Below are 14,561 nucleotides of genomic sequence, written 5' to 3'. Positions count from 1 at the left end.
ACCGGCGACGATGGGACGGTGCGAATCTGGGACCCCGCCACCGGCACCCAGGTGGGCGAGCCCCTCACCGGCCACACCGACGAGGTGAACGCGGTGGAGGTGTTCACTGCGCCCGACGGCACCCCCCGCCTCGCCACCACCGGCGACGATGGGACGGTGCGAATCTGGGACCCCGCCACCGGCACCCAGGTGGGCGAGCCCCTCACCGGCCACACCGACGAGGTGAACGCGGTCGCAGTGTTCACCGCGCCCGACGGCACCCCCCGCCTCGCCACCGGCGGCAGCGACAGGACGGTGCGAATCTGGGACCCCGCCACCGGCACCCAGGTGGGAGAGCCCCTCACCGGCCACACCGGCCGGGTACGGGCAACGGCGGTGTTCACTGCGCCCGACGGCACCCCCCGCCTCGCCACCGGCGCCGACGGTTACGACGGGACGGTGCAGATCTGGGACCCCGCCACCGGCGCCCAGATGGGCGAGTCACCCACCGGCCACACCCGCGGGGTGTACGCGGTCGCAGTGTTCACCGCGCCCGACGGCACCCCCCGCCTCGCCACCGGCGGCAGCAACGGGACGGTGCGAATCTGGGACCCCGCCACCGGCACCCAGGTGGGAGAGCCCCTCACCGGCCACACCGGCGGGGTATACGCGGTCGCAGTGTTCACCGCGCCCGACGGCACCCCCCGCCTCGCCACCGGCGGCGACGACGGGACGGTGCGAGTTTGGAACCCGCGCACCAGGACCACACACACGCTCCTCCTGGCAGACCGAGTTCGTGCTCTAACGGAACACCGCGGACTCCTCGTCGCAGTAACCGCTTCGGGCTACCTCACGATCGACATCTCATCAGTACCCACTGACACAACATGATCGCCAGGACAGTGCCTAGTCCGGCCGCGCCGACGTCATCACGTAGGCCTGGCGTGATGCTACCCCTGCGTGGACGACCGGCCGAGCGTCTGCCTTGCGCTGCCCGGCGGATCGTAGCCGAAGTCGCTGGCGCGTCGAGCACCCGGTGCCCCACCCTCCAGCGGCCGGGGTCTTGCGGTCTTCTCCCGTTTGCCCGAGGGAGTGGGACGTCGGCAGCAGAGCACCCGCTGCTGTGCCCGGCCGCCGGGCCGATCCGAGTGAAATCGCGACCATGGAACTGACCTCAAGCCGCGCGAGTGTCTGGAATGCTGGTCCATACAGATCACGGCGGAGTCCAGCAAGGGGACGAATGGGCCTGCACATCTCGCGCATCGAGATCCAGAACTTCCGCAACTTTCGGCACCTGGTCATCGACGACTTCCCCGCCCACGCAGTGATCGTGGGAGAGAACGGGGTCGGTAAGTCGAACCTGCTGGAGGCTGTCCGGCTGGTCCTGGATCCCTCGCTCCCAGACTCACGGCGCCAGCTACGAGCCGAGGACATTTGGGAGGGGCATCCTGCGGGGCTGACCGGCGGGGCCGAAGTTACGGTCGTTGTCGACCTGCAGGGTTTCGACGACGACGTCGACGCCAAGAGTGTGCTGTCCGCCGCGACCATCGACTACAGCCCGTACACCGCGCGGCTGACATACCGTTTCGTTCGCCGCACGGAGATCGACGGCACTGCTAAGGAGATCGTTCCCGTCGATCGGCCGCTCACCGCGCAGGACTACGACTTCACGGTCTTCGGCGGCCACAACGAGAGCACCGGGGTCCGCACCATCCGCCGCGAGATCGCCCTGCGGGTTCTGCCGGCCCTGCGGGACGCAGAGGGGGACCTCCAGCAGTGGCGCCGTAACCCCCTGCGGGACCTCCTTGAGCGCCTCCCACTGGACACCGACAACCTGGAAGACACCGCGTCAGCTGTTGCCACAGCCGTGGACCAGCTAACCAAGGACGCCAACGTCGCGAAGCTTGAGCGGCACCTGACCGACCGGCTCGCCAAGATGTTCGGGCCCCGCCTGGCCATCGAGCCCACCCTCGGTTTCGCCTCCACCAGGCCGGATGAACTCATCAGGTCGATCCGGCTGTTCGTCGACGCGGCACGCCGCCGCGGAATCTCCGACACCAGCCTCGGCAGCGCCAACGTCATCTACCTCGGCCTCCTCCTGGAGGCCTTGAGTCAGCAACGGCTCGGCGAACAGTTCGTCGCGACCCTGGTGGCGGTCGAGGAGCCCGAAGCCCATCTCCACGTCAGTCTGCAGCGCCAACTCTTCGGATACCTGCTGCGCAGCGGAACAGCTCTGACCCTCACCACCCACAGCCCGCACATCGCCGCGGTCGCGCCCATCCGCTCCTTCGTCGTGCTCCGCAACACCGACGAGGGCACCGTGGGCGTCAGCACCGCGGGACTGCCGGTCACCGAGGATGAGGCGGCTGATCTGGAGCGCTACATCGATGTGAGCCGCGCCGAGGTCCTGTTCGCCTCGGCGGTCATCCTGGTCGAAGGCCTGGCCGAGCTGTACGTGCTACCCGCCTTAGCCGCTGCTGCAGAATTCGACCTCAACGCCTATGGGGCCGTCGTCGCCAGCGCGCACGGAACCGACTTCAAGCCGTACCGGGCGCTCCTCGGCCCGAGGGGCCTGGACACCCCGCACGTGATCATTACCGACGGGGACGCAGCACCGGATGCGCGTGGCGTGAGAGAGGCAGGCCTCAAGCGCGGCGCGAAGCTCAGCCCCACGGCGGCCAGTCGGAGGCCCCTGCGCACTCTGATCGATCAGCTGCCCGACGTCGACGCGGGTGACTACACCGAGCAACGCGACCCCCTGGTCGGAAGACTACGCGCTCGTGGGGTCTTCGTCGGGGCTCAGACCCTTGAGACTGACCTGTGTACCCTGTTCGGACAGCAGATCGTCGATGCCTTCAAGGAGCTGAGCAGCAGTCCCACGGCGATCAAAGAGGTGCGCGCGGGGGTCGCCAACGAGCAGGCCGCCTTCGTGGACGCCGATGCCCGCAAGAAGATGCTCACCCGCATCTCCGCCCTCGGAAAGGGCCGTTTCGCCCAACGCCTCGCCGCCCACCTCGGCGCCACGAACCTCCCCTCCGTCATTCGCCGTGCTGCGGGAGTTAGCGACCCAGCCGCCGACGTGGACGAGGCCGCTCTCGCCCGTCTCGGGACCGCCTCGTACTTGTTCCTGGCCTTGAACAAAATCTCCCACAAGGTCCGGAGCCAGCCGCTGTTCCCAGCGCAGACAGGAGACGGCGGCGAGCCGGAGGATCCTGATGCTGCAGGTCAGTGACACGCTGTTCAGCGAACTCGAAGACCTTCACCCCGACCAGCGCATTGCCGTCCTGCATCCCGGGAACGTGGTCATGCGGGCCGGCCCTGGCAGTGGCAAGACCAGGACACTCGTCGCCCGAGCCGCCTACCTCCTGGAGACTCAGGTGTCCGCTTTTCGCGGCATCGCCTGCATCACCTACACCAACCCGGCCGCCGACGAAATCCGCCGCCGAGTATTCCAGCGCGGTGTCCGCGCCGAGGGCCGCATTGTGTGCTCCACCGTGCACGCCTTCTGCCTGAACGAGATCCTGCGCCCTTTCACGGCCATCACCGGCGAGCCAGCACCGCAGGCCGGCAAGGTCCTCAGCGAGACGGCCTCGGGGAGGCTCCTGCAGCAATGCTTCGACCGGATCGGAATCGCTGAGGTTCTCGCCCAGCACCGCACGGCCGAGATCACCAGGATCCGCCGCGCTGTCGCCTGCGACGAGCCACTCGACGACTTCGACCCACGCGAGGTTCGAGCAGCCCGACTCTACGAGACGAAACTCCTTGAGCGAGGCGAGATCGACTTCGAGGCCATGGTGGTCCGGGCCCTGCGCATCGTGCGCGAGCACGGACCCGTCCGGGACCTCCTACGAGCGCGTTTCCCTCACCTGATCGTCGACGAGTACCAGGACATGGGCGGCGTCCTCCACGCCCTCGTCGTCGCCCTCCGCGACCTCGCTGGCATCTGCGTGTTCGCCGTTGGAGACACAGACCAGTCAGTTTTCGGATTCACCGGTGCGGACGCCAAGTACCTCACTGCTCTCGCCACTCGGGCCGACTTCCGCGATGTCCCCCTCGAAGTCAACTACCGGAGCGCAGAGGTGATCATCAAGGTCGCTGAAGCCGCACTCGGGATCACACGTGAACGCCGCGCACGGGAAGGAGCCCCAACGGGCGACTTCCGGGCCTGGCGCGCATTGGGCGGCCTGGACAAGCACGCGATCCAGGCGTGCGATCTCGTCCAATCCACCCTTCAGCAGGGTGTCCAACCTGAGCGCATCGCCATCCTCTACCCCAGGAAGGGGCCGCTTCTCACCGAACTCCTCGCTGAACTGGCGCGGCGCGGCCTCGACTTCCGCTTCGAGCGCGAGGACAAACTCCCCAAGGGCTCCCTATCCCAGTTCGTGCAGCGCTGCGCCAGTCGCGCCGCGACGAACTACCAGATCCACAGCGCCTCCACGTCCAAGCGGCGCAGCATGCTGGAGCGGGCCGAGGCCCCCACGCTCGCCGCCCTGGAGCAGTTCCTCAAAAAGCTGCGCGAAGAAGCCCGTCTTCCCCCGCCCGTATCGCGTCTGGCCCTCTTACGAGGTCTGCAGACCTGCCTCGACCCTGCCCCGCCCTTCCCTGCAGATGGCCCGGCCGCCGAATGGCTGGGTCGGCTGCGCGCGAGCCTCGAACTGGACCGAGTCGCCGAGACGCACCCCGACGCGGACAACCGCAGCGCGCTCGACGACCTGGCCAGCTTGTGCGACCGCAAGGATTTCGTGCTGCAGGACCTGGCGCAGGGGGAGACGCTCCTCGGCAAGGTCCTGCTCACGACCTACCACTCTGCCAAGGGTCGGGAGTTCGACACCGTGATCCTTCCCGGCCTGGTCAACGGGGTCATTCCATTCGACGTGCCCGACCGGGGCACTTGGCGTCCTCCCAACGGGAAGGAACTCGCGGAGCAGCGCCGCACGTTCTATGTCGCCGTCACCCGTGCAGAACGAGCCCTGCACTTGATCCACGGCCGCAGTCATCACACCGTGTACGGCAAGCCGCTAACAACAGGCCCGTCGGACTTTCTCAGGGAGATGGCCCAACGCCTGTCACCCTGATGCAGGCCGAGCTGCAGTAAGCCATTATGTCGGCGGAGAGCACTTATTCCTGAGCTGCTGAATTTCTCTGCTCGGTCTCGCGGGACCCGGCAATCCCGATGTGGCCTTTCCGATCATCAGGACGCCGCCCAGTTCGTCGGGCCTGATCAGCACATAGCGGTCCTTGGAGTCCTCGCTGGGGCCGACGGTGCCGCGCGACTCCATCAGGTCCATCAGTCGGCCGGCCTTGGTGAAGCCGACCCGGAGCTTGCGCTGGAGCATCGAGGTCAACCCGAACTGGTTGGTGACGACCAGCTCAGCGGCCGACCCCGACATCAAGCAGCGCACCACGCACGCCATCGCCCTCTACTGCAGCCGCGGCGCGTCCACCGAGGAGAAGCGCTCCGCGGTGATCGTGCTCGCGGGCATCTTGGAGGAGCGGCGCGACCTCATCCGCAGCGAACTCGGAAAGCCGGACGACGGGGCCCTGTTCGTGATCGCCAACAAGTTCGAGATCCGCCACAGGGACGCCTCCCAGCAGGAGGACTACGATCCGGCGTTCCTCGACTGGATCTTCTGGTGGTACCTCGCTACCGTCGAACTCACGACGACCCTCCTGAGTCGCCAGCAGGCGGAGGGCTCTCGCGTCTGACAGCAACGGTTCAGGCTTCGTTTGTCCGAGAGCGTGTCGAGGAGCTGGGCGTTGTCAGCTTTCGCGTTCGTCCTCCGCGCGGCCGGTGTGTCCGGGGCCGGGGTGGGCGACGCCGGGGACCATAGGGTTGTCGTAGTCGAGTTCGATCTTTCCGAAGGTGCTGCTGGGGACGGGAGCGGAGTCGTTGTCGGCGATGATCAGCTGGATTTGGGACCCGAAGGTCTCAGCGATCGCTTGGAGGCGGCGGTAGGTACGGCGGCCGCGTTCTTGGTCCTGTTCGTTGGTTCCCGATGCCTTGCGTGGTGAGTCGATGATCAGCAGGGACGGGACGAGGACGTCGGGGTGGGTGATGCCGAATTCCAGAAGCGTGAGGCTGTACGCGACGTTGATGCATGTCACGATGCCGCCACCGTCTGCCTGGAGAGTCTCGAATGAACCATTGTTGATCAGTGGCAGGTAGGTCGTTGAATCGATCGTTGCGGACTCGATCCACGGGGCTGGGCGGAGTTCGGCTACCATGGTGTCGAAGTTCCGGCTGAGATCGGTGACCAGCCCCTTGCGTGCGGCGAGCTCCGCGAGTCGGGCCTTTTGGTCGGCGGTGGCGCGGGTGCGGCGGGCTTTGATGTCGCGGACGGTCTGGTCGATCGCACGGGCTCTGGCCCAGGAGTCACGCAATTGGGTCACCGCGTCGATGCTCGCTCTGAGGGTGGCTCCGCGGGCACTGGCATCGGCGATCGCCTCGAAGTGCGGAGACACCATCCCCCGGGTCTGCGCGTCGAGTTGCCGGCGCAGGCTGTGCGTGAGGAATTCGGCCTGCTGAGCGCGTTCGCGGGCGGTGCGCAGGACCTCAGTGTCGGCGGCCAGGAGGGTTCGGGCCTCTTGGAGTTGCTGTTCCAAGGCGTTGCGGGTCTGCTGGACCGCGGCCGGGTCGACGTCGTCGTCGGCGGGGTCGGGCTGCAGGCACACCAGGCAGTGGCCTTCCGGCACCGGTCGTGCGTCGAGTCTCTGCATGCATCGGGGGCAGACGACGAAGTGGAAGGGCAGGAGCTTCTCGATGGCGGTGGCGGAGCGTTCCAGGCGGGATAGGTCGAGCTCGATCTGAGCGACGACCGCTTCCCGGGCTTCGATGAGTTCCTCGGCTGCCAGGAGTTCCTGCGTGGCCTTGCTCGCGTCCTCGATCGCCGTGCGGAGTTCTTGGCGGAGGACCGCGTCGGCCGCACTGCTTTCCTGCAGTTCGTGGCGCAGCGATGCGAGGGCTGTGTCGGCGCGCTGCAGCATGTCGCGCAGATCGGCTAGTTCGGCGCGGAGTTCCTCGTCGGTGCGGGGGTCGGTGGCGGCCAGAAAGCGCTGGACGCTCTCGTACTCGGCCGTCTTCGCCTTGAGTTGCTCCTTGAGCTTGCCCAGGAGTTTTCCTAGTTCCAGCACGGTGCTGTCGGTCAGTCCGAACATCAGCTTGAAGAGGTGGGTGCGCGCGGACTTGAACCAGGTGTCGAGGTGTCCGATGACCTCTTGGTCGATCCCTCGGGCGTCCCGGTAGACGTATGTGAAGAGGTCGGCGAAGGTGAGGTCGCGTTCGGTAGCTTTCCCCTCGCGGGTGGTGGCGATGCTCTCGCGGGGGAATCTCAGCGCTTCCAGGAGCAGGTCGGAGAGGGATTCTCCGCCGGCGGAGTCGCGGATGGGGAGGGTGCGGCGCAGCGTGAGGGTCTCGGGGTCGAGGATGTCGACGTGGCCGGTCCGGCTGTCGTTGATGGTTCGCTTGAGGGTCATGTGCTGCTCGCCGACGACCACCTCGGCCCGTACTGAGTGGACGTGGTTGCGGACGGCGGGGGTCAGCATGGCTTTGCCGCCGATGGCGTACTTGAGCAGCATGAGCAGGCTGGACTTGCCGGTGCCGCTGGCACCGCTGACGACAGTGGCCGGCTGGTCGAAGCGGTAGGTCTTCTCAGTGTCGGCCGTGGTGACGGTCAGGGAGATGAAGCGGAGGTGGGTTGCCATCAGATCTCCGTGCGCCAGGGCCTGTCGACCGCGTCGGGCAGGCGGTCGTAGATGAGGGTCTTCAACGCTGTCCCCGACTTGTTGAAGTGCCGCTTCAGGAGGGCGATTCGCTGGGCGACCACGGCCCATTCGTCGGTTGCCGTCAGCGCGGTGGCGGCGATCGCGCCGTTGGCGGTGATGCGGAACTCCGCGCGGTTCGCGCCGCTGTAGGTGATGAGGCCGCGGGCTGCGAGGGATCCGAGGACGCTGTAGTAGCGCTGGTCCCAGGGGCCGTACTTGTATCGGGTCATGCGGCTCTCGACGGCGAGGCGTTCGGAAGCGGTGGGCTGTGCTCCCTGCGGCCAGTGGATGTCGTCCTCTGTGAGAAGGCGGTCGAGCATGGCGGGGTATCGCAGCAGGAAGTCGAGCTTGGCGAGTTTGGTGAGCCCGTCCAAGCCCTTCTTCGCGGTGGTGAACTTGTCGATCAGCAGGAGGATGCGGGCTTCGTGGTAGCCGGCTTCGCGCATCTCCTGTCGGCGGGCCCGGTCCCTGACTCTCGCGATGGCGGCTGCGTGGTCGTCGCTTCGGCTTGTCACGACGCCTCCTCCTCGGAGGTGTCGAACGGCTCGGAGAAGTAGAAGTCGCACTGGTCGCAGAGTTCGTAGGCCAGGCCGCGCAGGTGTTGTCCGTTGACCGGGAACGCCAGGGACGACGAGAGGTTCTCGGGCAGGAGGTGCTGGGTGAGGAGCTGGTTCATGCGCCGGCCGTAGGGTGCCCCGTCGAGCGCTTCGTTCTCCGCCTGGTCGCGACTGGCGAAGGCAGCGTCGACCACTTCGAGGCTCACGTTCGCCAGGTCGGTGGTGTCGCCTGCCAGTCCTGATCGGTGTTCTTCCCAGGTCGTGTACCAGGCGGAGCGCAGACGTTCGGCGTGGGCGGCCTGGTCGGAAGGGACTCCGCCGCGCGCGAGCTTCTTGCGCAGGTTCGCCCCGCCCGGGGCTGTGATAGGGGTCTTCCCTCGGGTGAAGGTCTGCACGGCGGCGCGGCGTGAGATGAACTCGTCGCGGATCGTGCCTGGGTAGAGCGTGCGCCGGGCGATGCGCTGCTGGATTTGGACGTTGTGGCGGACCCTGCTCGGGTCTGCGATGTAGGCGGCGTACTGCGCGCGGTCGTTCTCGTCGCGGTTCGCCTTGTCAATGCGTTCGACCACAGCCAAGTAGGTGGCTTCGATGTCCACGTTCTCGCGCTGCAGGAGTTCGACCGCCGGTCGTAGGAGCCTCTGCAGGTTCACATCGGTGATGTCTCCGCGGGAGGGCAGCTCGGCGTCTATGTGGAGCACCGCGAAGAAGTCTTTGACCGTGTCGGTGAAGCCGGCCGGGATGGCGATGTCGGCGAGTTTGGATACGTCGGGGACCTTGGGGATGGTGGCGTAGGGCTGCTGCAAGCGGATCTTGAGGAAGTGCCGGCTGACCTTCTCTGCCATGGCGTCTACCCCGACGGTGGTCTTCGGGTCGGGCCCGCACATGGCGGCGAGCGCCGCTGCTCCGGTCATTCCTGTGGCGAGGCCGGCGTTCGTGGCCAGGCGCAGCCTGACGTTGCCCGCGCCGTCGCAAGCCCGCCAGCGGTCGAAGAGATGGGCCAGGCCGCCGTCCTTGCAGATCTCCTGCAGGTTCCACGGGGTTCGACTCTTCGCGCGGTGTTTGACCGAGACGAGTTCGACCGAGCCGTCCGTGTAGGCGACGACGAGGTCCTCGTGCCATTCGCAGACGACGTAGTCAATGTTGCCTGCGGTGAGCATGGCGATGCATGTCTGGGCAGTGACCTCGGTCTGGTAACGGTAGTTGCGCAGCGTGTCGGACCCGCTGTCCTCCTTCGGCGCCATCCGGAAAATCGGATGGACGAACTCTTCCTTGCCGGCTTCATCAGGTCCGTCGGCGGTCTCGGCCACGACCAGATCAACCACTGCCGCCTCCTGTCCCAGCGACCGCGCGCGACTGTAAACGGCCACGGCGCGGAGGATTCCCACAACTACCACACGGATTGCGCACCTCGTAACCGGTTGATCACATCCGTTATCGGAACGCCGCGGCCGACGGATGCCGAGCTGCACGCCTCCGACTGGAGCGGTCGCTGGAGCACAGACAGACAGCGCGTCTACCGGCGCTGCGGCTGCCGCGACGCCGCCGGACGCCAGTACGGCGCACGCTGCCCGATGTTGAACACCCAGTCCGACCACGGCCGTTGGGCCTACGCCGTCGACCTTCCCGCCACCTCCGGCAAGCGCGAGACCCGCCGCCGCAGCGGCTTCCCCGACGAGAACGCGGCCCTGACCGCCCTGCAGCGATTCCTGGCAGCCGAGCGCACCGGCATCGCACTGGACGAGACCCTGACCGTCGCCGACTACCTGACCGAGTGGCTGCTCCGTCCCAAGCGTGGTCAGGTGTACCGCAGGTGCGGGTGCAAGGACGGGAGCAGTGGGAAGCAGTTGGGTTCATGGTGTCCGCGATTGGCCGCCGACAGCGCGCATGGCCAGTGGACGTACACGGTGGACCTGGCGCCGGAGGACGGCAAGCGCCGGACTCGGCGGCGGGGTGGGTTCGCCAGCCGTGCGGAGGCGGCCCGGGAGATGGCGCGGGTGCTGGATGCCGAGTACCGGGGTGTGTACGAGGACCGCACGTTGCGCGTCGGGTTGTTCCTGTACGAGTCGTTCCGGCTGGTCACGCAGCCACCGCAGAGACTGTCGATGGACACCCTTGCCGCGTTGTGTGGATCCTGGACTGCTCGCCGGCAGACCTCATCCAGGTCCGGGAGGTACGCCGGCAGGTCGCGAAGCCGACCGCGTCGGGCGACCTGGACGGTCTGGCCGTCGCACCGCCGGCGAGGCGGGTGCGCGTTCGGCGTCCGGAGGGCCTGTGACCGGCCGGGCGGCCCCGCCGCCGGAGTGGGTGGAACTCGCCGTCCGCATCAACGCGTTCCTCCCCGAGCTGCCAGCTGAGGACGCGGCCCGGATCGTCGGCGGCATGACCCCGCCCGCCCGGACCTGGATCCGCGACCACCTGCGTCGCCGTCCCGACGCCCTGGTCAGCGGGGCCTCCGACGCACCGCGCTCGGTCCAGGCACTCATCATGTCCCTGGCGGCGGCCGGGATCATCGGGGTGAAGGCGCTGGCCTGCCTGCGCTGTGGGCGGGTGCGACCTCTGCGGCGCCCGGTGCCTGGCGGGCCGGTCTGCCTCGGGTGCGAGGGCGTCCTCGCGGCCCGCGGCAACGTCGGACCGTGCAGCGTCTGTGGCGAAACCCGGCCCCGGCCCTCTCACCAGAGGTGCGCGAGCTGCCAGCGAGCTCTGGTAGCCGCGTCCAGGTCATGCTCGTCGTGCGGCAGACCGGCGCACATGGACCCGTGCTCGGGTTGCCGGCCGCGCCCGACCGTACCGTGCGCACTCTGTGCGGCGAGCGCCGAGGTCTGTGCCCGCTGGCCGCTCGAGCGATCTGACGGGCGGTAGTGCGGTGCGGCGGAGGCGCCAGGCGATCGCGCGACGAAGCGCGACCTCGTCCGCCCTGCCTTGCCGACCGTGCTTGACACCGATCACCGGCGGCGTAGCATCTGCTCCGGCTCGTCATGCATTCGCCGGCGCCACGAAGCTCGCACCGACACGCGGGGAACCGTCCACCTGGCCCGGGCCGTGATCGTGGCCACCGGATCGTGCCCGCGCCGACTCGGGGTGCCCGGAGAGGACGAACTGTCCGGCCGGGGCGTCTACGTCAGCGCACTCTGCGACGACCACACGGTCCGTGACCGTGACGCCGTAGTGGTGGGCGGAGGAGACGGGGCACTGCACGAGGCGCTTCTGCTGGCCGACGTCGCCCGTACAGTGGGACTGCTCCGCCCGGCCGGTCCTCGGCACCCGACATCCGGGGCCGTCCGGCGGGAGCGGGTTCCCGGGAGCGTCTACGCCCCCGTATGGGAGGCCAGGCAGGCGGCGACGTCCTCCAGCCGGTCTTGCGGGTGGCCTGATCCGATAATCGGGAGTACCTTCCGTGGGATCACCCGGTCCGCGAGGACATAGCAGCACGAGGGAGCCGCCCCCGCCGGCACGCTGCTAGCCACGACGGCCGCCGTGGGGTGGGGCCAGGCGCGAGGGTCGTCGATCCAGTTGGGAGCGGCGATGATGATTGCCCACCAGGTGCCGGTGTCGTCCGAGACGTAGCGTTCGAGACTTCCCAGGGGAAAGACATCAGTCGGGGACAGCTGGGATTCGGGCTCCCAGTCGGCGGCTAGCGCGGGGTGGGCACGGTAGAACGCGTCGCGATCCGGGAAAAGTGCCGGCGGGGCGCCGGTGTGGCTGAGCACCCCGTCGAGCCATGCCCGGTACAGCGGATCGGTCACCGTCCGCCACCAGGTGAAGGCTTCGACGCCGGCCATCGACCGGAAAACGGCGCTCGCCCGGTCGGCAAGGTGCGTCAGGTCAGTCACTGCAGTCCCCGCCGCCGCCAGCTCTGCGCAGATGGCCCATTCGGCCCGCATGCTGCAGGTCGCGTGGACCCAGGCTTCCCAGTCGATCTGCCCACCCTGCGGACGCGGGCGGTCGCTCGGCCCGGTCCGGGAGACGGCCTCCCGGACCGCGCCGGCGAGCACGGTGGCGGCGTGCTTGGCGCCCCGCCCACACACCTGGTCGTCGACCGTGGCCAAGACGGGTCCGCGGTACTGCCCGCAGACACGGTCGGCCTCGGCGCAGAGGAGCTCTATACGGTGCAACCAGTAGAGCGCATCGGAGAGCCCGGGCCCGCCGTTCCCGGTGCCGCCGCGGTGTGTCCGCAGGTCCAGCGGAAGCCGGCGGAGCACCTCGTCGTGCGGGCTCCGATCGGATCCGGGTTGCTCGCCTCGGGAGTACATTCCGCGCTCCTCTTCCAGTTGCGCGCCGCCGGCCTTCCGGCCTTGCACCGTACGGTCCCCCGGTGCCTGGAGGCAGCGCGCGGCCGGCTCAGTGTGCCGACACGCGATGGCTGTCACCCTGGGCACCGGGCGGCCTAGGGGCGAGCCTCGGGATGAAGCGCCACGGTTGTCACCGTGCGCTCGCGCTGGTTGTCACCTTGGGGCTCGTCAGCAGCCTTTCTGTCACCGGCCGCCATTGAAGATCAACTTCGATGCCGCATAAGTCGGTGAGGCTGCGTGTTCCGGCCCTCACTCCCCGGGCCTGTTCCTGTGCGGCCCGGGGTACGGGGCGACGGGTCAGTCGGGGTAGGCGTCAGTGATGCAGGTGCCGGAGTCGCGGACGGTCCATTCGAGGATCTCGGTGCCGTCGAGGCGTTCCAAGATGAAGGTGTTGTCGCGGTACCAGATGGCTTCGCTGATCCGCTTGCCGGCCGGATAGCTGCGGGAGACGGTCTCGGTGCGCTGGGTCAACTCCGAGGTGCTGGAGTCGGTGGTGACCTGGAGCTGGTAGCTGACGGTCGAGCTCAGCGAGGCGGTGAGGCCGGAGAAGCTGAAGCCGGCGTTGGCGGTGACGGAGATGCCGGTGGTCGAATTCACCTCGCTGGAGTTGGTGGTGGTCAACCCGACCTTGATCTCCTGGGTTTTGGTGTAACCGGAGGCGCCGCTGTGCTCGTAGTAGTAGACCATCTTCCAGGAGCCGTATCGCTTGAGCAGGTAGTAGGGCGATCGCTGGGCTCGTTCCTGGGCGCTCATGCCCGGGTCGTCGACCAGGGGAAAGGGCAGGGCCACCTGTCCGATCAAGACGCGTTCGGTGGTCGACTTCGCGGGGCGGCGGAAGTCAGTCAGGCGCAGGATGTCGCCGATGTCGTCGGGGCCGGTGTCGACCTGCTGGAGGTCGAGGATGGTCTTGTACTCGTCCTCGACCTCCAGGTCCCACACCTGACAGGCGACCGGGTCGTTGATGAAGTAGTACTGCTCGGCCCTGGTGCCGCTCATGGTGTTGTTCATGTGGAGGTTGAGGTACAGGCCGCTTCGCTTGTTGACAATGTGGTAGCCGCCGCCGGGCGCTTCACGAACCATCCAGGACTGAGAGGCGATACGGTCAGCCTGAACGAAGGCCTGCTCGATCTCCTCGGAGGGGGCGGTGCTGTTGTCCCGCACGCTGACGACCTGGCCGCTGTTCTTGTTGGCCAGCAGGGCGCTGCCCTGATCCAGCGGGAACAGGTGCCAGACCTGGCTCGGTCGGCGGCCGTCCTGCTGGAGTTCCCAGGTGTCCAGGGTGGCACCCTGGTTGGTGCCGTTGCCCATGACGTTGAGCACGCGGCAGGAGCGCCTGTTCCTGATCACATAGCTGCGTCCGGCGGTGAATCCCATCAGATACCTCCGTGTCCGCCTGCCCGGCATGTCCGCCGAGCGGGACTCGTCTGCATGTACTTTTGCGTGGTTGACGTCGTTGACCGGCCCGGAAAGGTGAGAGCAGGGTTACCCGCCTGGTCGAGGCCGCCTGCGTCGCCGGACGGGTCTCCATGTACGGCTGGAGCGATCACCGGCGTGGGAGCGGCGAACGCCCGGGGCGGTCCGGGGCACTTATCTGCCGAATACCGCGGCGCGCAACCCGCACGCGTACCGGTAACCACAGGTCGTGACCAGAGCCGTGGCGGCTGGTTGAGGAAGCGCAAGCACCCCTTCCGCCTCCTCAGTGCATCGGGCGGCTACCGAAGTCGAAATGCAGGACGTGCTTCGATACGCTGGCCGGCGAGGATGTCCCCGCCGCCGTAGTGTGAGTGCGTCCGACGAGGTACTACAGCGGGGGACCTTGAAGGTCGCGCTGCGGCATGCCCCATCGCGCGCCCTGGCCGTCGAGGTTTCCGTAGAACGCGCAGTCCTTCAGCGTGACCACGGGCGCCACGATCTTGTCGTCGACGTAGATGCAGACATCCATTGCCGACCACCCTGGAACGGTTCGACTGGTCGG

General features: G+C 67.8%; 11 protein-coding genes and 2 pseudogenes. 6 read left to right on the top strand and 7 right to left on the bottom strand.

All coding sequences use genetic code 11. The features are described from left to right. The 3 genes from ACFVVX_RS15270 to ACFVVX_RS15260 all read left to right on the top strand — a co-directional run. A partial coding sequence (locus ACFVVX_RS15270) for a WD40 repeat domain-containing protein (protein ID WP_387945487.1) occupies window positions 1-870 on the top strand: 870 nt, incomplete at its 5' end. Between the two features lie 349 nt (window positions 871-1,219). Then, window positions 1,220-3,211 (top strand): ATP-dependent endonuclease, encoded by a 1,992-nt coding sequence (locus ACFVVX_RS15265; RefSeq protein WP_387945483.1) that lies wholly within the window; start codon window positions 1,220-1,222, stop codon window positions 3,209-3,211. Further along, window positions 3,195-5,054, top strand: a complete 1,860-nt coding sequence (locus tag ACFVVX_RS15260; protein WP_387945481.1) for an ATP-dependent helicase — start codon at window positions 3,195-3,197, stop codon at window positions 5,052-5,054. The genes ACFVVX_RS15265 and ACFVVX_RS15260 overlap by 17 nt, the downstream gene beginning before the upstream one ends. 96 nt (window positions 5,055-5,150) lie before the next feature. On the opposite strand, the pseudogene ACFVVX_RS15255 reads toward ACFVVX_RS15260, so the two are convergent. After that, window positions 5,151-5,357: pseudogene (locus ACFVVX_RS15255) on the bottom strand (DNA translocase FtsK); the annotation flags it as partial. A gap of 4 nt (window positions 5,358-5,361) precedes the next feature. On the opposite strand from ACFVVX_RS15255, the pseudogene ACFVVX_RS15250 reads away from it, so the two are divergent. After that, window positions 5,362-5,685 (top strand): annotated as a pseudogene (locus ACFVVX_RS15250) (hypothetical protein); the annotation flags it as partial. Window positions 5,686-5,739: 54 nt separating this feature from the next. On the opposite strand, the gene ACFVVX_RS15245 reads toward ACFVVX_RS15250, so the two are convergent. From ACFVVX_RS15245 to ACFVVX_RS15235, 3 genes are read right to left on the bottom strand one after another with little or no spacing between them, the layout of a single operon-like run. Beyond that, window positions 5,740-7,680, bottom strand: a complete 1,941-nt coding sequence (locus ACFVVX_RS15245; RefSeq protein WP_387945479.1) for a hypothetical protein — start codon at window positions 7,678-7,680, stop codon at window positions 5,740-5,742. Continuing rightward, the gene (locus ACFVVX_RS15240; RefSeq protein ID WP_387945477.1) at window positions 7,680-8,255 is read right to left on the bottom strand and encodes a hypothetical protein; all 576 of its coding nucleotides are present in this window, start codon (window positions 8,253-8,255) and stop codon (window positions 7,680-7,682) included. Before ACFVVX_RS15240 ends, ACFVVX_RS15245 begins: the two co-directional genes overlap by 1 nt. Beyond that, window positions 8,252-9,619 carry a dsDNA nuclease domain-containing protein gene (locus ACFVVX_RS15235; protein WP_387945475.1) on the bottom strand — a complete coding sequence of 456 codons (1,368 nt, stop codon included), beginning with the start codon at window positions 9,617-9,619 and terminating at the stop codon, window positions 8,252-8,254. Before ACFVVX_RS15235 ends, ACFVVX_RS15240 begins: the two co-directional genes overlap by 4 nt. Here ACFVVX_RS15235 and ACFVVX_RS15230 point away from each other — a divergent pair. Both ACFVVX_RS15230 and ACFVVX_RS15225 read left to right on the top strand, forming a co-directional pair. Further along, window positions 9,551-10,651: an Arm DNA-binding domain-containing protein gene (locus ACFVVX_RS15230; RefSeq protein WP_387945473.1), complete on the top strand. Its 1,101-nt coding sequence runs from the start codon at window positions 9,551-9,553 to the stop codon at window positions 10,649-10,651. The two genes, ACFVVX_RS15235 and ACFVVX_RS15230, sit on opposite strands and share 69 nt — an antisense overlap. A 574-nt stretch (window positions 10,652-11,225) precedes the next feature. Then, a complete protein-coding gene (locus ACFVVX_RS15225; RefSeq protein WP_387945471.1) occupies window positions 11,226-11,720 on the top strand; it encodes an NAD(P)/FAD-dependent oxidoreductase in 495 nt (164 codons plus the stop codon). On the opposite strand, the gene ACFVVX_RS15220 is transcribed toward ACFVVX_RS15225, so the two are convergent. From ACFVVX_RS15220 to ACFVVX_RS15210, 3 genes are all read right to left on the bottom strand, one after another. Beyond that, complete coding sequence (locus tag ACFVVX_RS15220; RefSeq protein ID WP_387945838.1) at window positions 11,603-12,343, bottom strand: hypothetical protein; 741 nt, start codon at window positions 12,341-12,343, stop codon at window positions 11,603-11,605. The two genes, ACFVVX_RS15225 and ACFVVX_RS15220, sit on opposite strands and share 118 nt — an antisense overlap. 540 nt (window positions 12,344-12,883) lie before the next feature. Further along, entirely contained in the window at window positions 12,884-13,960 is a 1,077-nt protein-coding gene (locus tag ACFVVX_RS15215; protein WP_387945469.1) for an RICIN domain-containing protein, read from the bottom strand. A gap of 427 nt (window positions 13,961-14,387) precedes the next feature. Further along, complete coding sequence (locus tag ACFVVX_RS15210; protein ID WP_387945467.1) at window positions 14,388-14,528, bottom strand: hypothetical protein; 141 nt, start codon at window positions 14,526-14,528, stop codon at window positions 14,388-14,390. Between the last annotated feature and the right edge of the window lie 33 nt (window positions 14,529-14,561).

This window comes from Kitasatospora sp. NPDC058170, assembly GCF_042883905.1.
Lineage (GTDB): Bacteria > Actinomycetota > Actinomycetes > Streptomycetales > Streptomycetaceae > Kitasatospora.
This window is presented reverse-complemented; position numbering and strand designations above follow the sequence as displayed.